The sequence below is a fragment of the Flavivirga aquatica genome, assembly GCF_001747085.1.
In the GTDB taxonomy this organism is placed as follows: Bacteria; Bacteroidota; Bacteroidia; order Flavobacteriales; family Flavobacteriaceae; genus Algibacter_C; species Algibacter_C aquatica.
Window position 1 is genome coordinate 51,660 of record NZ_MDJD01000006.1, and the last position, 25,390, is coordinate 77,049.

Below are 25,390 nucleotides of genomic sequence, written 5' to 3' on the forward strand. Positions count from 1 at the left end.
TGTCACAATACGATGTTTAAACCTCTAATCAATCTGTTTTTCCCTCAAGTTTGCCACGCTTGCCTTGAATATCTAAATGACAATGAAGATACCATTTGTACAAATTGCAGACACGATTTACCTGTAACTAATTTTCATTTTAATAATGACGATACTGTTAAAAAAGCACTTTACGGACGTGTAAAAATAGAAAATGGAACTGCTCTTTTTAGATTCGAAAAAAAAGGACTTGTACAGCAACTTATTCATGGTTTAAAATATAAAGGCTATGAAAATATTGGAATATTTCTAGGCGATTGGTTAGGAAGCGAATTAAAAACTATTGATTGTTATAAATCTATTGATTTAGTTATTCCTGTGCCGCTTCATAAGAATAAACTAAAAGAAAGAGGCTATAATCAAGTAACTAAATTTGGGCAACAAATTGCTAAAGCTTTAAACATAAATTATCAAGATGATGTTCTTTTAAAAACAACAAATAATAAATCTCAAGTAAACAAAAAAAGATTAGCTCGTTGGAATAATACCAGCGAACTATTTACTCTTGAGAATTCAGCAATAATTGAAAACAAACATATTCTTCTAATTGACGATATTATTACAACAGGAGCCACATTAGAAGCTTGTTTTAATATTTTGAATCATGCCAAAAACATAAAAATAAGTATCGCAACTATAGCAATAGCATAAGTTATTATTCGTTATATCTTTAATCCAAATTATGCTAGTTTGTGAAAAATTTGGATGAAAATTATGTAGGTTTGTAAAAATTTCAAATTATTGATGAATAAGACGTTTTCAAATTTTATTTTAATAGTAATTATAAGTCTAAGTTTTATAAATTGTGCAAACCGTGGTACTCCAGATGGAGGACCTAAAGACGAAGACCCTCCTGTAATTATTAAATCTATTCCTGAAAATTATTCAACTAATTTTAAAGGTAAGGAAATCAAGATTTATTTTGACGAATATATAAAAATTAAAGACCTACAGAAGCAACTCATTATTTCTCCTCCAATGAAAACGCAGCCCGAAATTACACCTCTTGGGAATGCTAGTAAGTATATTACGATTAAAATACATGATACCCTCGAACCAAACAGTACATATGCCTTTAATTTTGGCAATAGTATAACCGATAATAATGAAGGCAACCCATACCCTTACTATCGTTATGTGTTTTCTACTGGTGATTATATAGATTCACTTACTGTTAAAGGCAACATTGTAGATGCTATAAAAAAACAACCAGAAACTTTTGTATCTGTTGCTTTATACGAAGTTGATTCTACATTTACAGATTCAATTATTTATAAAGAAGTACCTAAATATATTACCAATACTTTAGATAGTATAACTACATTTTCTATTGAAAATATTAAAGCTGGTAAGTACATGATTATGGCTTTAAAAGATGCTAATAATGATAATAAATTTCAACAAAAAACCGATCAAGTCGCTTTTCTTAAAAGCTTTATAGAAGTGCCTAAAGATACGCTTTATACCCTTAGATTATTCTCTGAAGAACTTGATTTTAAAGCAACCAAACCTCGTTTACTTTCTGCTGAAAAAATAGCATTTGGTTATGAAGGAGACCGTAAAGATATGTCTATTAAAGTTTTATCTGAAACACCTCCTGAATTCGAATATCGTATTACCCAAGATCCTAAAACAGATACTCTTAATTATTGGTATAAGCCAAAGCTAGAGGTAGACTCACTTCTTTTTAATGTTTCTCATCCTAATTTTAAAAAAGACTTCACCGTTAGAATTACCAAACAGAAAAAAGATTCTTTACTTATTCAAGAATACCCTTCTAGGAGTATTAGGAATGAAGACTCTTTTGAAATTTCTGGAAATATCCCTTTTACAGACTTTGATCCTTCCAAAGCAACTATAATGGACAAAGATTCAACTAACGTAGTATTTACTACTCGTTTTGATTCTCTTACTAATACTTACGCTTTTAACTTCAAAAAGACAGAAGATAATAGTTATAGAATACAGGTACTCCCTAATGCTATTGTTGATTTTTTCGATAATAAAAACAACGATACCTTAAACTATACTGTCACAACAAAAAAAGCATCCGATTATGGTTACGCAAGATTCACTTTAATGAATGCAAAATACCCATTGATTATTCAATTAACAGATAATAAAGGCAAAGTAAAAGTTGAACAATATGCTTCCAAAGAAGGTATTATAGATTTTTTGGATTTACTTCCTAGTAAGTATCAAATTAGAATTATTCACGACACCAATGGAAATAAAAAATATGATAGTGGTAATTATTTAAAAAAGAGGCAGCCAGAAAAGGTTAGTCATTTTAAAGAAATAGAAATTAGAGCAGATTGGGGATTATCTGAAACACTTCAGTTTACATCAGATTAAAAGTGTCTCTATCATTTAAGAATTTTAGTTTATTTCTATAAGCTTCAATATGTCTTTTTTCTAAAGTAACTATTTCTATTTGCTCTTTATGAGGTTGAAAAGATGTAATTTGTTTACCCAATACATCATATACCGCAGTGTGACCTGAATATTCACTATTAACACCATCTGTTCCAACTCTATTAACACCTATACAATATGTCATATTTTCTATAGCTCGTGCTTTTAATAAGGCATCCCACGCAGAAATCCTTGGTTTAGGCCAATTAGCTACGTATAATAAAACATCGTAGTCTTCTGTATTTCTAGCCCAAACTGGAAAGCGCAAATCATAACAAATTTGTGGGCAAATTTTCCATCCTTTATAATCTATAATTACTTTTTCTTTTCCTGCTTTATAAATTTTATGCTCACCAACTAGCGTAAAAGTATGTCGTTTATTATAGAAAATTATATTTCCAGATGGCTCTACAAAAAGCAATCTATTAAAAAACGTTTCATCTTCTAATATAATTATACTACCTACAATTGCTGCATTATTTTTTAATGCCGCACCTTGCATCCATGCAACGGTTTCACCTTTCATAGTTTCTGCAACAGCTTTCGCATTCATAGTAAAACCTGTTGTAAACATTTCTGGAAGAATGATTACATCAACTTCATTAGAAATACTTTCAATTTTTTTTGTAAAATTCAAACGATTTTGTTCTGGATTTTCCCAAACTAAATCCGATTGAATTAATCCTACATTAAGTGTTTTTTGCATTACTAAATGGTGTTTGTTTTTTTATCACTTATTTTATTTAAATATAGTAACATTTATTTTCATGGTGGATAAGCATAGTAATCTATCTTAGTTTTATTACTTATCTTTTTAAATTTATACTCACTTTCTCCTCCTTCTTCTGTTATTGTTATATTAAGAGAATCTTTTTTATAAAACTCATATTTTGTCTCTACAGAACCAAAAAAAGCAATAGTATCTTTTTTGGGTAAATTGGGTAATATTAATCGTTTATAATATTCATCTGATTTTTTATAAAAAATAGAATAGCTTTTAGAAAAATTATAATCGCATATACAAGTCATAAACAATGGTTCTTCATATATATTCTCTATATCTATATTTTTACAATTGTATGCTTGATTATTTAGAGAATCTTTTTTTGTTTTTTTTGTTTTCTCAAAAAGATAATAATATGCACCCCATTCTCTTATTAAAAGTTTTTCTCCAAAATCGAATATTTTATTAAAAGGATGCTCACAATTTAAATTATAAAGCCCCCTAAAATCCTTCTCTAATAGACCTAATTCTTCTCTTAAAAATATTTTTACATTTTTTCTATCTTCATTTGTTCCATTTATATTAAAATCTAAAGATTCTCTCACTAAAGATTCATTCCCTTCACAAAGTGAGTGATACTTGTTTCCTATGTCTGTGTATAATAACAAATCATCTTCTTTAAATACTATACTATAATCTTTAAATTTATTTTTTAATTCTTTTTTTGAATATGTATATTCAATACCTTTTTCCCATTCCCCAATTTTTACAGACTTTGCTAATTCCCATTTCCCTTCTTTTTTTTCCTCAAAAGTAATTTTTGTAGTTTCTTTTTTATTTAATTCCCTTTTTGAATTACAGGAACTATAAATAAATAAGTGAATAAATAAATGAATAAATATTTTCTATTATTAATGCGTTGAATCATAAACATTGTTTTTAAATATATTAATTTCTGCTTGTCTTCTTTTCTTTAAACCTTCGGTATTTCCATTAGTAATATCTTTAAATTCATTAGCAGTTCCATCATAATTAGCATTATTTAGGTTTGATTTTAATTTTGGACACGAGCTAAAAGAACCTATATTAAAAAGTAAACTTACTAATGCATCAAATTCGTATTGATATAAATCTACTTTAACTTGGCTATATATTATCTTTTCAAAATCTTTAAGTCGTTCTTCAAATAACTCCATAGCTTTAACTTCTGTAATACCATTTTTAAATTCTTCTGGAATAACAATATCTTCACATTTTTTCTTTTTTATTAAATGTCCATAACCTATCGTACAATAACCCTCTGAATCATTGTAATATTCACTCTTAAAACCCTCCCAGTTTTTTATAAAATGGACACCTTCACTACTTGTTTTAAGCGTTTTACAGTCTAATCGATTATTTTTATTTTTGCGTTTACCAAAAGTATTTTCATAACCTTCTTGTAAAATTTCTAAAGGGTCTTCTAAATCTTTTCTTCTATAAAAAGGCCTTTCATTTGTAGATAACGGATTATTTAAATCATAACCTAAGTCACCTGTAAAATATTCAAAATGTAGCATATAAATTTCATAACCTTTGACTACTCCTTTATACCACGTTCGTAAAAACCCAGTTTTACCAAGCACTGTACGTTGTTTTATTTTTTGCCCTACTTTTACAGATACGGTATTATTCTCTACCTCTCCATATCGTATAATAAACTTTCTACCGTCTTCAATTTCATGTAATACAATCACTGCTCCTGTTCCGTCAGCAAAACTATTTGAAATACCTATAATTTCTCCATCTGCAATAGCTACGACTGGAGTTTTTGGAGGTGTATACATATCACGAGCAGCGTGTTTACGTTTACCATTGCTTCTATTTGAATTATACGCAGCTTGCTGAATCCATTTATCTCCTTGCTTTTTTTCAGCCCAATAATAATTTTTATGTATCCCTTTAATATCATTTAAAGGCTTAGTCAACAAGGGAAAAATAATATATTTTTTCTTTGCTTCTTTTTCCTCCAACACATACTCCTCACCAAGCGCTACAGCATTATTACTATCTATAGCAGCTTCATTTTCTGGTAATTCTTTAGCTACTTTAAGCATAAGGGCTCTAATACATTTTAGAGAAGGCTACATTTTTCATGACTATATATTATTAAAAACTATTTAGTATTACTACTAAATAGTTTTAATTTTCTCGTCAGTTTATTCTTAAATTTTTATTATACTAAACTTATTTTATTTCTACTATTTTTCCTTCTTTTGTTATTTCGTACCTTTTTGTTTGATTTACTCCTAAATCACCATTTACATTTTCTGTTTTCACTTTTATTATATAATCTTTATCTATTTCAAAAGAAGTAGATTCTAAATTATCAATATTTTCAGGTTCATACCATTCCCCTTCTGTATAAAGACTTGAAATAACTTGATTATTTTTTATAGTTAACAAATAATATCTATATGGAAAATCTCCACAGTCCATTGGAACTAAGATTAAATCTATTCCACCTTTTTCTAATAGCGGTATATATCTAAGTTTTTCTTCTCCACAAAGTAAATCTGAAACTCCATCGATACTACATTCCATTATACTATATTGAACAGTTTTAATATTGATTTTTTGACTATATGGTAATCTCTTACTCTTTTTTTGTAAACATGGTATCCTTTTTTGACTATTAAAATTTACTGAGTCTTTATTTCTAAAAACTATAGTAATACCTTCTAATTCATTAATTGCAAATAAATAGTCATTTATTACAAACCCTTCCTTAAAGTATTCTTTTAAAATTGATTTTTTATCATGATGGTTTTTATTACTAAAATGAAATAAACTATCTTTTAAAATAATATTAAACTCCTTCTTTAAAAAATTACTATAAAATCTATGAAGGTAGTCTCTTTTAAAAAATTTCTTAGAATTAATAAAACCTGAATATAATTCCTCATTACCTTTATCTTTTATAGAAATTTTATTGTTTAAAATTTTCAATTCGAGTTCTGTAAACTTATTTTCAATTTCTACTTTTTTCTCACTACTTAATTGAACACCTCCTATAGGAAACCAATTAAAATACTTCCATTCATAATCTATTTTATTTTTAACAATCTTAGTTTCTGATAAAATAGGCTTTTGATTATTTTTAATTTTTAAATTATTATTATCCTTACAACTAATAAGTACGCAAATAAACAATTGAAGAAATAAATACCTTTTGTTTTTAATGTGTTGAATCATATATATTATTTTTAAACATGTTAATTTCTGCTTGTCTCCTTTTTTCTATACCTCTTGTTCCTCCATTTGTAACATCACTCATTTCATTCGCTCCATTTGTATACTCTTTATTATTAATATATTTCTTTATTTTTGTCTCTCCATCGTTTATTCCTCCTACATTTAAAAATTGAGAACCAGTATTAAATAATAAACTAACTAACGCATCAAATTCATATTGATATAAATTTACTGTAATATCTCTTTGTACCGCTTTTTCAAAATCAATTAATCTTTCTTTAAATAATTCAACAGCTTTAGCTTCTGTTATGCCGTTTTTAAATTCATCTGGCATAATAATGTTTTCGCATTTCTTTGTTCCTATTAAATGACCATAACCTATAGTACAATAGCCTTCCGAATCATTATAATATTCACTTCTAAAACTTTCCCAATCTTTTATAAATTGAATTCCTTTATCACTTGTTTGAAGTTTTTTCGGATCTACTCTTTTATTTTCTCCTGTAGTATTTATCACTTGATTTGAAGCATAAAGACCTATACATTGACAAACTTCATTATAGCCTTGTTCTTTAGCTAAATCAACTATCTTTTGACTATTTAATTCTGAATTATTTTTAACAAAAAATTCTTGTGTAAGATATTCTTGTGAAAATTCTCTAACATCTACATGAATCCAAGTTCTTGCTCCTTTACTTGTCGATTCTAAATAAAATATATCTTTTTCTAACGCCCAATCCCATTTTGCTCCTAAATACTTATTAAATATTTTTTTTCTAATCTCTTCCATATGAACTGTAGATCTTGTACGTTCTCCATTATAATTATAATGAATATCTAATGCTTTTCCACAATGGTTTGTAGTTCCTTTTTTTATATATATTGGGTGATCATGACACCTGTAACCAGATTCTATATGTTTCGTCGTATAATTTAACTCTGAATGTTTTTCAACATAAAATAAAGAAGCTCTATATCCACAAACTAAACTTCTATGAATTCCTGGATATTCATATTTCCTATATCTTTCTTTTATAGATATTTTTTGATACTCTTCACTTTTTCTTCCTTTCCCAAATCCTGTACACTTTCCACACTTACATTTTATTTCATCAAAATTAATTGGGTATTGAGCTTCAAACTCATCAATAGCCTTTAAAGTACTTCCACAAATATTACCTGTAGGCTCAATTCCCATATAATCTTTTTGGAACTGCTTTACCATAGTTACGGTACGTACTGTAAATTTTTTAGTTGGTACATTACCTCCAAAACCAGCTAAGCGTATATTAATTTCTTGTATTAATTTGCTTTCTGCTCCTTGGCGTATACAGTATCTCCCTTTACAATCTCCATCTACACCTCCTGTTAACTCCTCACCAAGCACCACAGCATTATTACTATCTATAGCTGCTTCATTTTTTGGTAATTCTTTAGCTACTTTTAGCATAAGTGCTCTAATACGTTGGCTACTCTTTTTGTTTTCCTCTTCGGTTTTATTGGGGTTAGCTACATAATAGCTTCTTGGAAACTCTTCGCCACTATTTTTTTCTTTTAAATAAAAGTTACGTGGTATCCCTTCTTTTCCTGCTTCATGGTTCTTTTCCCAAGTCATGGTATGGTAAAGGTGGTTTCGGCATTGCCTTCGTTATCAATTTTTAGTTTTATCGTTTCTTTTTGATCTTGGTCTGTTCCTATTAACCAAAAGTCTTCGTAAATAATAAACTCTAAGTCTTCGTTTATTAAATTACGACTGGTTACTTTTATGGTTACTATAACACATTATATTTTTTAAGTTTTTGTCTACTAATTTATAGTTCATGAGCTTAATAAGTGCTTTTATTAAATGACTCAGGCAAACTACTTTTCTTTATCCAATAAAATAGGTACATCATTTTCTATACTCCCATCATTTATCACTTTACTTATAATATAATAATTGTCTTTCTCTTTATATAATTTAGCCAACACACCTTCTACACTTTTATTATAATCCATACCATCTATTGTTTTATTATAAAAAAGTTCTAAAGTATCTTTATTTTGTTTAACCGTACATAAATCATAAAAATTGGTTTGATACCCTTGACCTGAAAATATAACGCTATCCTTTTTTATTTCAACAGAATATCCAATACCAATACCTATATCGTCTATCTTTCCTAAATCTCGAAAAAGAATATAATCTCCATACCATTTTTCTGGAACTAAACTAGTTTGAACACTATTCAACATGTTTAGCTTATTACCAACTAATTCATTTATTTTATCTTGTTTATTTGTCTTTTCAACAAACTCTAAATCACCATAACCTTTACCTGAATAATATATACTATATGTTGGATTTTCTTTATAAAACAAACATGGTTGATCAGGAACAAAATCATCTGAATCATTTAATAAAAAATCATCTTTAAAAATGATTTTTATATACAATTCATGTTCCAGCATAAGTTCTTTAAGTTTAATTTTTGCTATTTCTTCAATGTTTATATTTTCATTGTTTAACAAAAAAACACTTCCACTATAATCTACATTAGTTCTATATGTTACTTCATCTGTAGTTTCTATTTTACAAAAAGGAATCTCTATTATAGATTTATTGTTGTTACTAACAGCATAATCAAAATCTATATATTCAAAAAAATCTATATTTTCTTGTTTTTTGTTTTCTTTACAAGATTCTAATAAAAAAAAACATATCACTACAATTATTAATTTATCCATTTTCCATAATTTCTTTATACTTTTTTCAAGGTTACAATTTCTAACTTGCTAGCTCCATTTATATCACTTCAATTATTTTTCCTTCTTCTGTTATTTTGTACCTTTTTATTTGATTTTTATTAAACAACCCCAGCGAACTATTCTTCTTTATACAATAAAACAGGTACATCATTTTCTACACTACCATCATCTATTTCTTTACTTATAATATAATAATTGTCTTTCTCTTTATATAATTTAGCTAATACACCTTCTACACTTTTATTATAATCCATACCATCTATTGTTTTATTATAAAAAAGTTCCAAAGTATCTTTATTTTGCTTAATCGTACATAAATCATAAAAATTAGTTTGATATCCTTGACCTGAAAATATGACACTATCATTTTTTATTTCAACAGAATACCCAATACTAATACCTATATCATCTATCTTTCCTAAATCTTGGAACAGAGAATAATTGCCATACCATATAGAATCAATATCATTTAATCTAGAATTATTCATTTTTATGTTTTTTGAAACATCCAAACCAATATTTAATATCATATTTTCTATTTTAGAGTATTTAAATTCTGTTTCAGAATAAACAACCCTTAAATACTCTTTACATTTATTCTTTAAAATGTTAGAAATGTTTAATTTATCTATTTTAGACAAAAATTGATTGAAAATGGCATCTGTATTATTATTTTCATCTATGTATGATATTTCTTCTTTAATAGAAATTAAAGAAATATCATCCAAACAATTCAAAGTCAATTCGAAATACTCACCATCAATTAAAATTAAATAGCAAAAGAAATTATAAAAACCTTCTTCTTTGTTTATACTTTGAAAATGGTCGTTATCTAAAACCTCTATATTTACCATAGGTTTTTTGCTATAAATAACTTTTGTGCAAATAGTATCTTTAGTTTTTAAATCAAGCTTAACAATGTCAATATTATAGCTTAACTTATATTTATTAGATTTTTCTTTATGAAAAAACAAATAAGTGCCTCTTTCTATTTTTTGATTCTCTTTTCTTAACTTATTTTTACACGATGTAAAAATCATTAATACTATTAATAAAAATAATCTCATTTTAATTTCTTGTGGTTTTAATACTATCTACGTCAGTTATCGTTTTCATTACTTTAAGATTATACTCTTCATTTAATGGATCATAATTCGGAGGAATAACAAACCAATCCATACTACTTTTTTTATACTTTGATATTTGGACATTTCTTGCTCCTGAAACACCTCCTTGATTCCCTCCTAAACAATAATAATAATTTCCATCTTCACTGACTCCTACTACAAAAGTAATATGTCCTGCTCCTCCAATTTTATCATCCTTTCCTAAAGGAAGAGCTTCATCATTTGGTCCCCAATCAATTACGGATGCTGCTCCATATATAGGTCTATCAATTTTTTTCCAAAATTGCCACATTGCAGCTCTAGCTGATAAAGATGGTGGTATATAACCCGCTTGTTTAAAACACCAGCTTATAAATGCTCCACACCAGTTAGTATTATCATTCCAACCTTTACCATTTGTTGTTGCATTAAAATAATCTGCAATTCTCGGATTATTACCATTACTCCAAGCCTTTACTTTTTTACTATTCTCTTTTAAAGCATAAGACATCCAAGGAGCTCTACCTTCTATAATATCTCCATCTTTCTTTTTACTAGACAAAGTACAACTACCATCTGTACAATCATTAGCATAAGGTTTTCCTTTAGTAAGGTATTTTTGTACAGAAATAGCTATTTCACTTTTAAGCAACTTCCCATTTTTATTAACATCCATACCACTATTTTGAGTATAAGACTCTACTCGCTTATTAAAATATGGATCATTTATATCTATACCTTCTCCTGTTTTACTAAATACCACATGCTCATCTTTTCCGCTGGAAACAGGAAACAATACTTGCAAATAAAAATCTACAAACTCAACATCTTTACCAGCTAAAGGTTTAAAATGTTTTTTCACATAATCAAGCTGTTTTAAAACAGTCATATCTGCAAATTCCTTTACCCTTTTAAGTGTTTTTCCTTTTCCCCAATAATCTTTTACATATTCAATATTAATTTTACTTAAGTCTTTCTTAAACCCTAATAAAAAAGCTGCTGTTTTAGGCATAAACTGTATCAAACCCGTTCCTCCAGAATTCCCCATATTTGGAGCATTAGTTTTGAAGGTACCTCCGCTTTCCCAAGCAAATATAGCCATAAGGTTATTAGCCATTTTTATCTTTTTTTCTTCTCCCCAAAGTTCAGAACAAATTTCTATTACTTTCTCTCGTTCAGCACAAGTAAATTTTTCACCCCAAATTAGAGACTCACAAGTTTCTCCTTTATTTTCCTCTAACACCAACTCCTCACCAAGCACCACAGCATTATTAGTATCTATAGCTGCTTCATTTTCTGGTAATTCTTTAGCAACTTTAAGCATAAGTGCTCTAATACGTTGGCTATTCTTTTTGTTTTCCTCTTCGGTTTTATTGGGGTTAGCTACATAATAAGCTCTAGGAAACTCTTCGCCACTATTTTTTTCTTTTAAATAAAAATTACGAGGTATCCCTTCTTTACCCTCTTCATGTTTGTTTTCCCAAGCGCATGGTATGGTAAAGGTGGTTTCGGCATTACCTTCGTTATCAATTTTTAATTTAATGGTTTCTTTTTGATCTTGGTCTGTTCCTATTAACCAAAAGTCTTCGTAAATAATAAACTCTAAGTCTTCGTTTATTAAATTACGACTGGTTACTTTTATGGTTACGGTATCGCCGTATTTAACAATACCTGTGTGTAATTTATTGCCTGTTTCGTATATTTTTAAGCTTGTAATTTTCTTTTTACTGTCTACATTTAGGTACCTTACTTTACCGTCTGGCACAAGTATATATTGGTTGCCTGCTTGGGCATCTTTTTGGGTACCTTGTACTGTAAAGTCTAGTTTTTCTATGGTAAAAAAGAATTCGTATTTGTAATTCTCAGATAGACCTGCTTTGTCTTCGGGTATGGTAAAGGCTTGGTTTACTATACCGTTAGAGTCTTTTATTTCTATGGCTGTACCTGCATTTTCTACCCACTTATCTTTGCCTTTTTGCGATTCCCACACTTTTAATTGTAGCTTTTCGCCCTGCAATCCTTCGGTTTCTATATGGATGTAAACTTGGTGTTTATAGCCACTTCTATTTATACTATTTCCGTCTTTATCTGCCCAATAGGCTTTGGTTATTTTAGAGGTTATGGCTTTTAATGGTTTGGTTGTTGCTTTCCCTATACCTCCCGGTTCCTTTACATAAGCTTCTACATACCATTCGCCTTCTTTTTCGCTAGTTTTAGTAAGGCTATGCCCTGTGCCTATTTCGTTTTCTATTTTTGGAGTATTATGGTAGGCGATCCATTTTACTAGAGCTTTTTCTGCTTCGGTTGCTGGTTCTATAGCATAGGCAGCCACACTATAGGTTACTTTATGGCGTTCTTTTTCGGCTTCTCCTTTATTTAATATGCAAATGGTTTCTTTATCACTTTTTATCGCCTTTACATAATTATTGCCTATATAAAACTTAAAGGATTCGGTACTTACGCCATTGCACGAGGCTTTAACGTATACTGTTTTTGTTTTTGTATTGTTTTGTGCTGCTATAGTTATTTGGGCTAAGGTAGCATGTTTTGTAAACTCTAAATCCTCTCCACCAGAGGTGACTTCCCATAAAATATGCCCTGGTTTTAGTGACGTTACATCTGGAAATAACATACCTGCACTTACGGTTATAATTTCGGTTGGTCGTACACGTTTTATTTGCGTACGGTCTTGATTACCTACTGCTAGTTTTAAACGGTGCCCTAATTCTTGGTATTTTATATGTACTAAATTATATGCGCCACCATTACCTCTCTCTATATTAAAGGTTTTACTTTTTCCATAGGCTTCTACGGCATAAATTCCTGCGGTTCGGTATGGAAACGCAAAGGTACTTCCCTTATCTACAAAGGTGTAGAGTTCTTCATAAATATTACCCTTTTTTCTGTAAACCACCCAGTTTACTGCAGCTTTTTGGGCTTCGGTCATAGTTTGAGGGTTACTTTTACTCACCTTAAATTCTACAATACTATGATCTTCGTGGTAAGTATAGGTATGGTTTATTGGGCTATTTTTATCTGTTGTTACGATATCTTTTACGCCTACACTGTTTATGTCGGTATCGTTAAACTCACCTGCGAGAAGTTGTTCTACTATTTCTTCGCTTAAGGCTGGGCTTATTAGTGCTGCTATTTCGGGAGAGGTAACCTCTAAATCTACTGGGCTTACTGTTTGGGTTTGCCCGTGGGTTACAAAGGTTACTTTACCTCCAAAACTACAAATACCTTCACTTTCTTGTATAAGTGCTGTGCCTTGGTTTGGGAGTTTTATGGATTCGTAACTTTTTTCCCATTGCACTATATTTGGTATGCAGGGTAAATAGCTTGTCATTGTGGGTTGCATTTTACAGGACCCAAAGGTTTTAGACTTAGTTACAAAGGGTAAGGATAAATCTTTTGTACTGGCTATTAATTTATCTGCGCCATCTTTATCATTTACGTATATTGAGCTTTGGGTTTTTACTTCAAATACGCCATTGGGGGCTTGCTCTACACTTTTGTCGCACATACACTCTGCGCCTTGGCATATAGGGTATACGCCTGCTTTACTTGGCTTGCTTGAAGCTTCTGTAATTGCTGGTTCTTCCTCAACTGTTGCCGTTGTTGTAGTTGTTACTGCTTCGCTTGCTGGGTTATTGCTTACTGCTTCTACGGGTACTGTTACTAGAGGTTTTTCTTCTGGAACTTCCTTTTTAGGAATATCCATAGGGATATTTACTTTTTGTCCTAATTCTATTTTTGCCCAGTTTTTTATATCTGGGTTTGATTCTTTTATACGTTTATCTAATACTGAATAATTGGCATCTGGATGATGCTGTTTATACATGTTTTGGTATTTAATAACTAAATCATTACGGTTTTCTCGTTGATAATCGCTATTGTAGGTTATTCTATGGATTATTGGGTCTTCTTCCATGGTTATATAGCTTGTAAAGTTAGTATAATCTCTTTTTTATAGTGGCCTATTGTTACTGTTTGTATCGATTTTGTTTTCTGTATCCATACCTTTTTATAATCTAATAGGGCATCATCTTTTATTGTTATTTCTAAATTATCGATACTAAAATCCTTAATTTTATTTTTAAAATAATGCGTTATTTCTTGTTGATTAGCCTTTGCTTTATCTAGCATGGTTTCACTTTTTAAATGTAAATAATCGCCTTGTTTACCTAACGTTTTCTTTCCTGCAAAAGGTATATTTTTAGTACTTAAAAGCCCTGTATTTGTAAATACTGTCTGGCTATGCCCATAATAAACTAAATAGTCGTTTATAAACGACCGGTAAAAGCTTTGTAGTACAGCATCGCTACTTAATTGTTGTATGAGTGCTTCTTCATTTGTATAGCACTTATCCAGCTGTTCTAAAACTTGAGTTACTGGCGCTCCTGTAAATTCTTGTTTTATATTTTTTTGAGTCTGTTCCCAAATTTTTAACAGCTTATTATGTTTATATAGCTTGTTTATTTTGCCTTGCGGCGTACAACGAAACTTTATGTTATTTAATGGAATGGCTGTTTTTAAATAGAATTCGTTTATTTTTTCTGGTATGTCTTGATGGTCGACCTTAATATTGGTCTTTTTCCATAAAAAGAAATGACTTTCGTAGTCTATTTCTAAATTATAAGTTACAGTACTTGTTACTGGTTTGGCTATACCTGTAATTTTAGTTTGCAGCTCTACTTTATACTCTTGGGTTCTATAAACAGGTTCTCGCTTTGGTGGATTGGCTACTATATATGGGTCTTGACGCATTAGGTTAATTTTGGTTTTTGATGTAAATAGGGCTTCTGGTTTTGCTATTGTGTTACATTAGCATAATGTGTTTATCGTTTTAATGCCTATAAAAGCAAAGAATAAGATTACTACAACTGAGATAATATATTTATAATAACTATTCATTTACTTTTAATAATTTTCTTAAAAAGAAATAACCTAAAATAAAAATAGTTAAACAGATTCCTATTGGTATAAGAGATAATGACAATACTTCACTAATCTCTTCATAAAACAAATATGTTGACCAACATGACACTCTATCATTAAAAGATTGGTAGTTAAAGAAAAGCCAAAACAATGTTAGAAACAGTGATAACTTAATAAGTAACTTTTTTTTAGAAAACATTATTATTAAAGTTGTCCCTATAAATATCAAAAAAAGTATAAATAAAAGCGGTAACCATATATTATTATCGATAGGATCAGAACAAAATCTACCATGAGGTAAAAACCAATAGTATTGTATTGATGTTGTTAAAATAGTTAGTAATAAAATAATTATTTTTATTTTCATGAAATTACATTTCTTTTGGTTCTACGGCTTTTTTAAACACATATAATTTAGCAGGAATACCTTTTGGACTTCCAGCAGCAGTTGGCTTAGAGTATGCTCCTTTAGGATTCCACAAAGCCTCATCCCATTGATGTGGTCGGTATATTTGCCCGTTTATAGTTTCATCTTCAATTTGCTCATATTTTTCTTTATACTTTTCATCGCCTTTATCATCCCAAGTAGATGTATATAAACTTCGCCTTAAAAAAGCATAAACAGATATTTCTAAATGATTAGCTAATTTTTGAGCTAAACTTTCTTTAGGTTTTACTTGTTGCTTGGTAAGAAAGTTACATCTCCAAATATGCCTATTTTAAAACCTGTATTAATAGAAAAAATTGTTATTGCTTTTTCTGTTACCGTATCTTTCCTTTTTACTAAATATGCATTATTCTTCTTTTCAATATTAATACCTAAAGCCTCAACACTATTATTTCTTATTAGAGTCTTACTGGATTCTTGCCAATTTTCACCATAGTCTTTAGAGTAATAATATGTCATGCTTTCCATATCTAAACACTCAATAATTCCATGATCTATAGATAAATCTTCGCTTGATATATTATCATTAAACAGAAGTAATTCATTTATATTTTTTTTATCCCAACTTCTCCCTTCATTTTTACTTACATACAAAAATTGTGGAGATGTATCGCCTCCCGAGTTTTTTCTTGAAATAAAAGAAATTGTTTCTTTGTTTTTTTCTAGATTACTAAATTTATCTTCATCTTCTTTTAGATTAAACATTTTAATACTCCACGTTTTGCCTGAATCTTTTGAAATGAACAGATAAGGATTTATTGTTGTAAGAATAATCGTGCTACTTGTTTCAACTACACCCGATATTCCCTGTATTTTATAGCTTTTACCTATTGCATAATTATTCCATTCGTATCTGTATAATGCATATACAAAAAGAAGGATTAATATCACTACTGAAAGTATAATTACTACTATTTTCTTATTCCTTTTCATTATATCAAACTGATTCTCATTTATTTTTAAAATATGCTTCTCCTCTTTGATATTCAAATGTCTTTAGTCCAAAATATTCTTTCCACCCGCCTTCTTCTGTTATAAAATACATTGTTCCATATTCATTAGGCATAATCTTAAAAAACAAATCATTAAACGTCCCATAACCACCATAATCGTCAGACTCAAATGAGTAAGCTTTAAACCTAAATTTACAGACAGGAGCTTCTCCCTTTTGACCTACATATATAGGGACAAACCAAATAAAACTAAACGCAATAATTAACACCGATATAATTATTCCTTTTATTAATGGCTTTACATTTTTTTGTTTTCTAAATTTAAAAACAAGACTAACTAGGTATCCTATTAAGACTAAACATATAAATACAAATATTAATTCTGGATATCTCATATTAATAATTACTTAATGTTTCAAACTGAAAATTTTCTTCTTTTAATTCTTCAATTAGTTTCTTTAGTTTATCCATCTCAGTTCGTCCTTTGCTCTTGTAGGATTCTGTATATCGAAAAGCTCTTTCATGCATTAATAATATTACTTTATTTTCTTTTTTTGATTTATCATCAAATGGTTGAAATCGAGAATGGTATGCGAAATCTAAAATATTTTCTTTTACAGTCTCTAAACTTTCATTCAGTCTATCTGTTTCATTATATTTAATTTTTTCTTTTTTTAAAAGAAAAGTATTACTAGAATACAAATCAACATCATCAGGATGAGCCTCATGCTCTTTCGTGAAATCAGTGTCATTAATTACAATATCTTCTTGAGCTTTTAAAGCTAATCCAAAATCCATATGCCATTCTGTATCCCAGCCTACAATTTTATATCCTTTATTATAAAGTTCATCTGCTTCTTCTTTCGAATCTTTAATTGCAATTTCAAATTTCCGCCCTCTACTTGTAGATTTTATTTCTTTTATACTCTCATTAAGGTACCATGTGTTCGTACCAGGAAATCTAGCAAATGGTTTTTCTTGATTTTTAGCCATCATATGACTTTTAGAATATGAATTATCAATCTGCTTAATATAGTTTGTAATTATTTCTTCATTTAAACAAAAATCCTCTAAAACTGTTCTACGAGAATCTTTGGATATTTTTACTCCTCCGCTTCTATAATAAGAAGAATAGAAATAATTTGCGTGAGAATAACTATGATTTGCAATTTCATGATTTTCATAAATACTTTTTAAAACCCTTAAAGTTCTTTCAGGATTTTTTTCATAGGAAAATTTAGTATGTATTCCTGTTAAGAAAAAAGTAGCTTTAACGTCTGTTTCCTTTAAAACCTTTAAGACTTCTTCTGTACCTGGTTGTATACCATCATCAAAAGTTAAATAAATTTTTTTCATCTTCTTCACCTCACACACTACACTCACACTATCTGTTGCTTTTTGTATATACGCATAAATCTTAACTTTTTTATTATCCCAAACTTCATCTGAAATTGTAACTTGTTTAACAACAGTATTACCTATAATCCTTCCTTGATTAGGAAAATCTTTTATACCCTCATCATCTAACTGGTATGCCCACTTTACTTGCTTCAATTCATGTCCTCCTTTTTTAGGTTTTCTAGAAAACTGCACCGCTTTAAAGGTATAGGTTTTACCTATTTCTACTTCTTTATAATCGCATACTACTTTAGTTACCGTTAAATCTTCTGTTTGTTCTGCTTCGGGAGCAACATAACTATTGTAAACCAAATCTTTTTTTGCCGAATAATTTACATTTTTTGCTGCATTAAAAGAGATATCACCATTATTGGCGTTAAATGTCATCCTTTCTGCTGTCTCAGTAATTGTTTTGGCTATTTTTAATATTTTTCCAGCCATTGTTAAAATAATTTTACTTTTTCTCCAGTATTACTTTTTACATTACCAGAACTATTTAAATTGATGCCTTCTTTAGAACTATTTTTTGTTATAATATCTGCACTGTGTTCTAAATCCATTGATAACGATTCAAAATTACCTGACGCCTGTTCGGTTATATTTTTTGCAAAAATGCTTAAATCTTCCCCAGCAGTAATTCTAGTGTCGTCTCCTGCTCCCATAGAAATATCGTCTCCTGCATTTATCCCTATATTTTCACCTGCACTGGCTGTTAGGTTTTCGCTAGCTGTAATATCTATATTTTTTGCACTTATACTTATATTTTCTGGTGCACTAATACGTATACTTGAGTTTGCGGTATCTATAAAAACAATGTTCTGGTTTTTATCGGTTATAGTAATACTTTCTTGCCTATTGGTATCGTTAAACTCTATAGTATGTCCAGAACGGGTAATGATACTTTTATGGGTATTGTCTACTCGCCCGCCTGCTCCTGTGTTACCGTTAAACAAGCTTCCCATTACAAAAGGTCTGTTAGGGTCTGAGTAGCGAAAGCCTACCATAACTTGATCGCCTTCTTCGGGGATAAATACATGGCCTCGGTTTTGTTCGTGATTAGCGCTCTGGCCTGCATCTGGTGTCATAACACGTATCCAGTTTGTTCGCTTTTCGTGTTTTTGCCATTGAAACTGAACTTGCACACGGCCTTTTCCTTTTGGGTCTTCATTACTTACTACAGTAGCGAGTTGCGGGTTGGCTTGTGGTAAATCGACCTGAGGTTCTGGTGGTACTTTTACACCACTAGGGATGGCTTTTATATGGCTGCTATAAGTGGTACTGCCTGTGGCTTTATGTTCTATGTCTATAATAATGTATTCGCCATAGTTTTTAACATCAAACTCGTCTTTCTCGCTCCACTTGGCAGAGCTTACTTTTATTATGCTTCCTACGGTTAGGTTTTGTAGGTTGCAATCGGCTTCTAATATATTTAAATCGGCTACTGCTGCAGCTTGCTTATTTTTTACACTGGTTTCTAGCTCACTTTTGTTTTGGGTTCTTGCTACGGCGTGTGAGTTGGCTACGCCTTTAAAAATGTCTAAGGAGGTGTTAAAGGCATCCATACCTAGTTCGTTAAGGCCTTCGACATTGTTTTTAGTTTTGGATTCGTTTTTGGTATCTTCTAAGGCGTTGTATGAAAATATATTATAGCTGTTCGCTCGGGCTTCCATACCTATGCTTATGTTAGAGAGTTCTCTACCATATTGTAACTTTGTAGCTGTATTGCGATCTGGCTGACCTATAACTAGCTTTAATCCGTCATAGAAAAACCATTCATAGTGTTGTTTTGCTAAGCGTTGTAGAAATTGATAGTGGGTTTCGCCGTATTGGGCTTCGTAATTTAATAGGCCTCTATGTTCTGGTTCTATTAGGGCTTGTATGTTAACGGTATCTAGGGTGTCTTTTATAATATTTGCTAAGCTCTTGTTTACCCAGGAGGTGGTATGTTTGCCTTGTTCTAATAGTATGGTTTTGGAATAGCCTGTTATTTCTATATCGCCTTGATGTCCATCGTTATGTTGTAACTTTAAATTGGTGATGATGCCTACAAATTCGGCCTCATCGAAGGATATTACTACCGATTTCCCTAACCATGCTTTTGAGGCTTCTAGGGTATGAACGCCTAGGGCTTCGATTTCGTCGTGGTCTACTTGAATTTTAAATTCATGGTGGGTATTAAGGCGTTGTTTTAAGGTAACTTGCTCAAAGTTGGAAAGGTATTTCCCATCAATGCTTATTGATGTTTTGTAATCCATAAATGGTGGGTGTTTTTTATATGAGAGTTCTTTTGAGAGAGGGGATTTGTGCTATTCTAGTTTTAATTTTAATTTAAAAAAAAAAGCAGTTTCTAAAATACCTCTAGGTATTCTGGAAACCGCTTTTTATATACTCATAAAAAATCTAATGGTTCTTGATATTAAAAACTTTTCTTTTTTTATAAGCGGTTACTTGTATTAGGCTTTTGGCCAACGGTTATCTATAGAGGCGTTTCCTATTAGGATTTGCTCTGCAGATACTGTAAAACGTAACTTCATTGGTACGTCTCCGTTTACATCTAAAATCTCTTTATAGTATACTAAGTAAGAGTTTTTAAATTCTATTTCTTTCATCTTAGCGTCTTCTTCTGTTTTTTTGTAAACGATTTTTCCGTCTACAGATTTAAACTGTGAGTTTGTAAAACGTAACTTCATTGGTACGTCTCCGTTTACATCTAAAATCTCTTTATAGTATACTAAGTAAGAGTTTTTAAATTCTATTTCTTTCATCTTAGCGTCTTCTTCTGTTTTTTTGTAAACGATTTTTCCGTCTACAGATTTAAACTGTGAGTTTAACATGGCTTCGATTACTGAGGTATCTTCTGTTGATTCAATTTCTAAGGTTACACGACCGCCGTATACGTTAGAGGATACTTTTCCTTTTTTGTCTGTGTCTCTACTAAATGAGTATTCTGAATATAATACGTCAAATTCTTTTCCACCTAATTCTAGGCTTGCTCTAAATGATCCCATGTTTTTGGATTTTTAATTTTAATTTTACAATATTTTGTTTTAAACTTCTAGAAGGTGTTTTAAACTAGTATAAAAAACAACTTCAAAAAAAATTTGCTATTAGATAAATATTGCTCTTTGGGAAATAATTGAGAAAGGTTCTTGAAAGAAGTGAAATTTCACTTTTTAAAATAAGAAGGTTTAACAATTATTGAAAGAGAATAAAGATACCCAATCGCTAAATTACCAGACCAATGTAGTATAATTTTTCAAATAAAAAAGGGATGTAAGATTTTTTATTGAAAAAATAAACGCTTTTTCTTTAAAATTTGCTTTTCATCGATATTATCTTCTCCTAAAATATAAAAAACCAATAAGGGCTATAATTATGATATTACAATACACCACTTTTTTTATAACGGCATTGGAATGATTAATACTTTTCTCTAATTCCGTTTGCAAATTTACCATTTCGGCTTTGTGCAATTTGGTAATGCTATCTATGGTAAATTGAAGACGATTAAACTCTTTCACCGTTAACTTATTAATTATATTTTGCCTGTAAAAGGAACTGGAAATAGCTTTTTTAGCAGATTCTGTATACCATTCATCTTCGGATACATAAAGCTGTTTCTGATTAGGAATTGTATTTACTATACCTTCATGAGTGTTTAATGTTTCGCTAGACTTAAAAGTATTATCTAAATTAAAAAAAGAATAACTCATATATCCCAATGCTAAAAGCCCTAGAACAAGCAGGTATATTTGATACTTATTGTGCTTTACAGTTGGAGCAGGAGGAGCCATATAAAATGTTTTTCGTTTTGGAGGAGCTTCATTAAGAACGCGTTCTTTTTGTTCTAAAAATTCTATTCTATCAATACTATATTTTCCTAGATATAATTCTGCCTTTTTTTTATGTACTAACCAATCTAAAACTTCTCTTATTTGTCGTTCTGTAATTTCTGGATTATCTATTCGCCATAAAATATCGGCAGGTGTCATTGCTGCTGCTTTTTCTGTGTTCTCATGGAACATAATTTTTAAAACAACCTCATGCAAGGGTAATTCTGTAACTGTAGTACTCATAAGCTATAATAAACTTTTTTCGGACACGTAATAATAGGTCTTTTTACTCCCATCAATAAATGTTTTTCTAAGAGGGTCTTCCATAACTGTTTCTAAACGGGTTATTTTGGTTCGTAAATAATGCATCAAATTAATATATTTTTTATTTGATAACTTCGATTTACGTTTGATTTCCTTTATTTTAATAGTGTTTAGTAAACTGTCTGAGACTTTAATTCCTGTTTTAATTTTCACTAATTCACCTATAGTATTCCGCTTTCGTAATTCTTTATAAAAAAGTAATTTATTTAATTGTTTATAATATGATTTGTACTTTTTATATAACTTTCTTCTTTCTCTTCTTTTTACGTTTTTATCTATTAATGGAACTACAGACTTGTAACTTTCTAGTATAACATCTAACTCCTTTTTAGAAAACAAATAGCCAGATTCCAACGTTTTATTATCTTTTAAATTTAGTTTTGATGTTTCTAAATAACGTTCTAGTCTGTTTGTTTTTGGTATCAATAAAGCACTCCGTTTTAAAGAATCATCCTTGAGAATATTAGTCATTCTTTTAGTAGGCAAGCTTCTTAAAAAACCAAGATTTTCTGCTCCTTTTTGTAATGATTTTAATAATGTATCGTTACTTGCTATTGTTCTGCTTAATAAAGAATCTAAGGCGACATCAAACGATAAGGGTGTTAAACTTTTATTTATTTTAGGAAAAACCAATCCGCCAACATACATACTGTTTTTTGGGGCATCGTATAGGTAAATATTATCTTCATTAGATTCTATAGTTGAAAAAAGATTTTGCTTAATTTCCAACTTATTATCTATTACATAATTTGTTATATAATTGCGATACTCCTTACCTATTGCATCTAAAATCTGTTTAGATTTTAAAATATAATCTTGGTGTTTTTTATTGGATGTATTATCTAATTGAAAAAACAACATTCGAGATGAGATTTTAGCTAAATCATATAATATATCATCATTTTTTATCTCGAAATCTAAGTTCCCTTCGCCCATAACAATAACAATATTGTTTTCAAAATTTTTATCATCTGGGTTATTATCAATAATATTCAAAAAACACTTTTCAATACCTTCTCTATTATATTCTTTAGTAATTATAGGGTCGTCTTTTAAAAATATGCTTTGTAGGTAATCTACCCAAAGTGCAAAAGAATCGTTTTTAGGAAACCTATAATATTTACCACAGCCATAAGAACTTGCACTAAACGTGAATTTTTTTCCTTTAAAACGTTTATCTTCTGTGAGTAGCAACCAAATATGCTGCAATGAGCTAATTTGTAATATTAATTTCTCTCTTAAATTGTCTGAACAATCAAAAATAAAGTGAAAATTAAAAACTTTATTCTCTTCTTTAATAATGGGTATTTCTCTTAAATAAACATCGCTTCCTTTTACATTAACTAGTTTATTATTATAATGATCCCAAATATTTAAAAGCGCATGGGTAGTAAGTGGTAAAGAGTCTGTTGTAAGTGTTGTTTTTTGTTTATACTTTTCTTCTGGTTTAAACAAAAAAGGGCTACTTATATCTCTAGATTTTATAGCATACTTTGTTGAGTCTGGATTAGTAAATAATACATCTTCGCCTTCCTTTATCTTCCAAACTTTACCTTGACCAATATTTTTTACTAATTGAGAAGGCACCCAACCCATTGTTCGTTTTAAAGAATCTGATGCACGCATATGCTCTAAATTTGAAACAAGTGCTGCTGTCTTATTCGCATTATACTTATATAGATATACCAATTGGTTGGTATTAAACGTCTTTTTAGATTTTATTTTTAAACTAGGGTCTTTATATGTAATTACGGAATCTTTTTTTATATGCTTTCTTAAATCAAAAAGCGTATTAGATTTATTAATACCCAAATAATAAACGATAGGCTTTAAATTGGCTTCACTAATTTTAGGGTGAGAAAAATGGAGTAGTTTATCTCGCTGTACCCAACCAACATAAGTTACATTTTTAGTGTCTTTAAAATTATATTTTTCACCATAAAATAAAGAAAAAATGCCTTTAGGTTTTCCTATTTGAGTAGGATCGAATTTTACAAGTTCTAAAAAATCGCTTGTTTCATTTATTACAAAATATGGTGTAAGGAACTTTTGTGGTTCTCCTTGTTTTAAGCCTAAATCATCTAAATACGAATTGTTGTCTTCTCTATCTGAATAAACGACATATAAACTCCTATCTTTATATTGTTTTTTTCTAGCATTAGCGCTTTCTAAAAAGTTATATGTATCTCTATATATTTTATCTACCTTAGTATAATTTTTTACTTGACCATATATTAACTGTTGTAAACAGCATACCAATAAAACAAGATATTTTTTATTAAATAGTCTCATTTTTTTATAATATTCTGAGTTACGTTAACCTTCTTTATACACCTTATTGTATCTACAACAACTTCGTTAATGAGTATGGTTTTAGATCCCTTTCCATCTAGATAATGAAGTCCTTGACAATAACTATATAAATCGTTGTATTTATCTCCATTAACCACTATAACCATTTCCTCATCCTCACATTTATATTGCTTTTCTATATGTCTTAAATTTTTATAATATGTATTAGAACTTCTAACACTGGCATCTGCTATAGCTTGTAAACGTGTTTTAATATCGTTCGCTACTATTTGTAATGAATCTGTAGGTTCTGTAGTAATTGGATTGAATAATGGTAAGATTTCTATTTTATGATAAACAGCAAATCGAGATTGATCTGTTTTTAATTTTACCACATAGTGACCTGGTTTTTTATAAGTATACACCACCTGACTCTCGTAAGCATCTACAGTTCCTGTTTCTCCAAACTCCCAATACCAAGTTTTTATACCTGGTGTATTGGTTAAAAACACTAATTGCTCGTTTACATAACCTCGCTCTACAGCATGAATTTTTGGAACAGAATCTATAGCCCTATTTCTGTTTACACCAATAACATCTATATATTTTGGAACTTCAAATTTATCGTCAATTTTAAGGGTTACTAAATATTTTCCCTTTTTCTTATAACGGTAATTTACTTTATTGCTTTTTACTATAGAATCGCCATTACCAAACTCCCAAAGCATTTTTGCATTTTCGAAAGCTGTTGTATCACTAATTCTAAATTCTAGATTTTCACCTTCTTCAAGCTGAAAATTATTATTCTGGTCGGAAATAAGAAAATCTAAATTTATAACCTTGGTTTTTGATGGTAACCATATTGCCAAAACAATTGCAGTTAGTACTAATATCGCTAAGACTGCAAATAGGAAAGTTTTATTTAAACGCATGTA

20 protein-coding genes are annotated in these 25,390 nt (G+C 29.8%); 2 read left to right on the top strand and 18 right to left on the bottom strand.

What is annotated here, in order from left to right; translation table 11 throughout:
• Window positions 1-12 precede the first annotated feature (12 nt).
• Together A8C32_RS00305 and A8C32_RS00310 are read left to right on the top strand one after the other, a co-directional pair.
• Window positions 13-690 (top strand): ComF family protein, encoded by a 678-nt coding sequence (locus tag A8C32_RS00305; protein WP_069828456.1) that lies wholly within the window; start codon window positions 13-15, stop codon window positions 688-690.
• Between the two features lie 93 nt (window positions 691-783).
• Complete coding sequence (locus A8C32_RS00310; RefSeq protein ID WP_069828457.1) at window positions 784-2,394, top strand: Ig-like domain-containing protein; 1,611 nt, start codon at window positions 784-786, stop codon at window positions 2,392-2,394.
• On the opposite strand, the gene A8C32_RS00315 is transcribed toward A8C32_RS00310, so the two are convergent.
• The 18 genes from A8C32_RS00315 to A8C32_RS00400 all read right to left on the bottom strand — a co-directional run bounded on the left by A8C32_RS00315 (window position 2,381) and on the right by A8C32_RS00400 (window position 25,387).
• Window positions 2,381-3,160 carry an amidohydrolase gene (locus A8C32_RS00315; RefSeq protein ID WP_069828458.1) on the bottom strand — a complete coding sequence of 260 codons (780 nt, stop codon included), beginning with the start codon at window positions 3,158-3,160 and terminating at the stop codon, window positions 2,381-2,383. The genes A8C32_RS00310 and A8C32_RS00315 overlap by 14 nt on opposite strands.
• A 59-nt stretch (window positions 3,161-3,219) precedes the next feature.
• Window positions 3,220-3,846 carry a hypothetical protein gene (locus A8C32_RS00320; protein ID WP_123803274.1) on the bottom strand — a complete coding sequence of 209 codons (627 nt, stop codon included), beginning with the start codon at window positions 3,844-3,846 and terminating at the stop codon, window positions 3,220-3,222.
• 243 nt (window positions 3,847-4,089) lie between these two features.
• Window positions 4,090-5,274 (bottom strand): glycoside hydrolase family protein, encoded by a 1,185-nt coding sequence (locus tag A8C32_RS00325; RefSeq protein WP_069828460.1) that lies wholly within the window; start codon window positions 5,272-5,274, stop codon window positions 4,090-4,092.
• 130 nt (window positions 5,275-5,404) lie between these two features.
• Window positions 5,405-6,412, bottom strand: a complete 1,008-nt coding sequence (locus A8C32_RS20145; RefSeq protein WP_093455570.1) for a hypothetical protein — start codon at window positions 6,410-6,412, stop codon at window positions 5,405-5,407.
• Window positions 6,396-8,027 carry a glycoside hydrolase family protein gene (locus A8C32_RS00335; RefSeq protein WP_069828461.1) on the bottom strand — a complete coding sequence of 544 codons (1,632 nt, stop codon included), beginning with the start codon at window positions 8,025-8,027 and terminating at the stop codon, window positions 6,396-6,398. The genes A8C32_RS20145 and A8C32_RS00335 overlap by 17 nt, the downstream gene beginning before the upstream one ends.
• A gap of 245 nt (window positions 8,028-8,272) precedes the next feature.
• Entirely contained in the window at window positions 8,273-9,139 is an 867-nt protein-coding gene (locus tag A8C32_RS00340) for a DUF5991 domain-containing protein (protein WP_069828462.1), read from the bottom strand.
• A gap of 137 nt (window positions 9,140-9,276) precedes the next feature.
• Window positions 9,277-10,227: a DUF5991 domain-containing protein gene (locus A8C32_RS00345; protein ID WP_123803275.1), complete on the bottom strand. Its 951-nt coding sequence runs from the start codon at window positions 10,225-10,227 to the stop codon at window positions 9,277-9,279.
• Between the two features lies 1 nt (window position 10,228).
• Window positions 10,229-14,200 (bottom strand): PAAR-like protein, encoded by a 3,972-nt coding sequence (locus tag A8C32_RS00350; RefSeq protein WP_069828464.1) that lies wholly within the window; start codon window positions 14,198-14,200, stop codon window positions 10,229-10,231.
• 2 nt (window positions 14,201-14,202) lie between these two features.
• Window positions 14,203-15,036 carry a hypothetical protein gene (locus tag A8C32_RS00355; RefSeq protein ID WP_069828465.1) on the bottom strand — a complete coding sequence of 278 codons (834 nt, stop codon included), beginning with the start codon at window positions 15,034-15,036 and terminating at the stop codon, window positions 14,203-14,205.
• A 139-nt stretch (window positions 15,037-15,175) separates the two neighbouring features.
• Window positions 15,176-15,574 carry a hypothetical protein gene (locus A8C32_RS00360; protein WP_069828466.1) on the bottom strand — a complete coding sequence of 133 codons (399 nt, stop codon included), beginning with the start codon at window positions 15,572-15,574 and terminating at the stop codon, window positions 15,176-15,178.
• Between the two features lie 306 nt (window positions 15,575-15,880).
• The gene (locus A8C32_RS00365; RefSeq protein WP_165605764.1) at window positions 15,881-16,546 is read right to left on the bottom strand and encodes a hypothetical protein; all 666 of its coding nucleotides are present in this window, start codon (window positions 16,544-16,546) and stop codon (window positions 15,881-15,883) included.
• A 58-nt stretch (window positions 16,547-16,604) separates the two neighbouring features.
• On the bottom strand, window positions 16,605-17,003 hold the full coding sequence (locus A8C32_RS00370) for a hypothetical protein (RefSeq protein ID WP_069828468.1): 399 nt from the start codon (window positions 17,001-17,003) through the stop codon (window positions 16,605-16,607).
• Between the two features lies 1 nt (window position 17,004).
• Window positions 17,005-18,447 (bottom strand): polysaccharide deacetylase family protein, encoded by a 1,443-nt coding sequence (locus A8C32_RS00375; RefSeq protein ID WP_069828469.1) that lies wholly within the window; start codon window positions 18,445-18,447, stop codon window positions 17,005-17,007.
• 2 nt (window positions 18,448-18,449) lie between these two features.
• Window positions 18,450-20,261, bottom strand: coding sequence for a type VI secretion system Vgr family protein (locus tag A8C32_RS00380; RefSeq protein ID WP_069828470.1), 1,812 nt, complete (start codon window positions 20,259-20,261; stop codon window positions 18,450-18,452).
• A 198-nt stretch (window positions 20,262-20,459) separates the two neighbouring features.
• Window positions 20,460-21,014, bottom strand: a complete 555-nt coding sequence (gene tssD, locus A8C32_RS20450; protein WP_165605765.1) for a type VI secretion system tube protein TssD — start codon at window positions 21,012-21,014, stop codon at window positions 20,460-20,462.
• 324 nt (window positions 21,015-21,338) lie between these two features.
• Entirely contained in the window at window positions 21,339-22,082 is a 744-nt protein-coding gene (locus tag A8C32_RS00390; RefSeq protein WP_069828471.1) for a DUF5457 domain-containing protein, read from the bottom strand.
• 3 nt (window positions 22,083-22,085) lie between these two features.
• Entirely contained in the window at window positions 22,086-24,455 is a 2,370-nt protein-coding gene (gene tssR, locus A8C32_RS00395) for a type VI secretion system protein TssR domain-containing protein (RefSeq protein ID WP_069828472.1), read from the bottom strand.
• Window positions 24,452-25,387, bottom strand: a complete 936-nt coding sequence (locus tag A8C32_RS00400) for a PKD domain-containing protein (protein WP_069828473.1) — start codon at window positions 25,385-25,387, stop codon at window positions 24,452-24,454. Before A8C32_RS00400 ends, tssR begins: the two co-directional genes overlap by 4 nt.
• Window positions 25,388-25,390 lie beyond the last annotated feature (3 nt).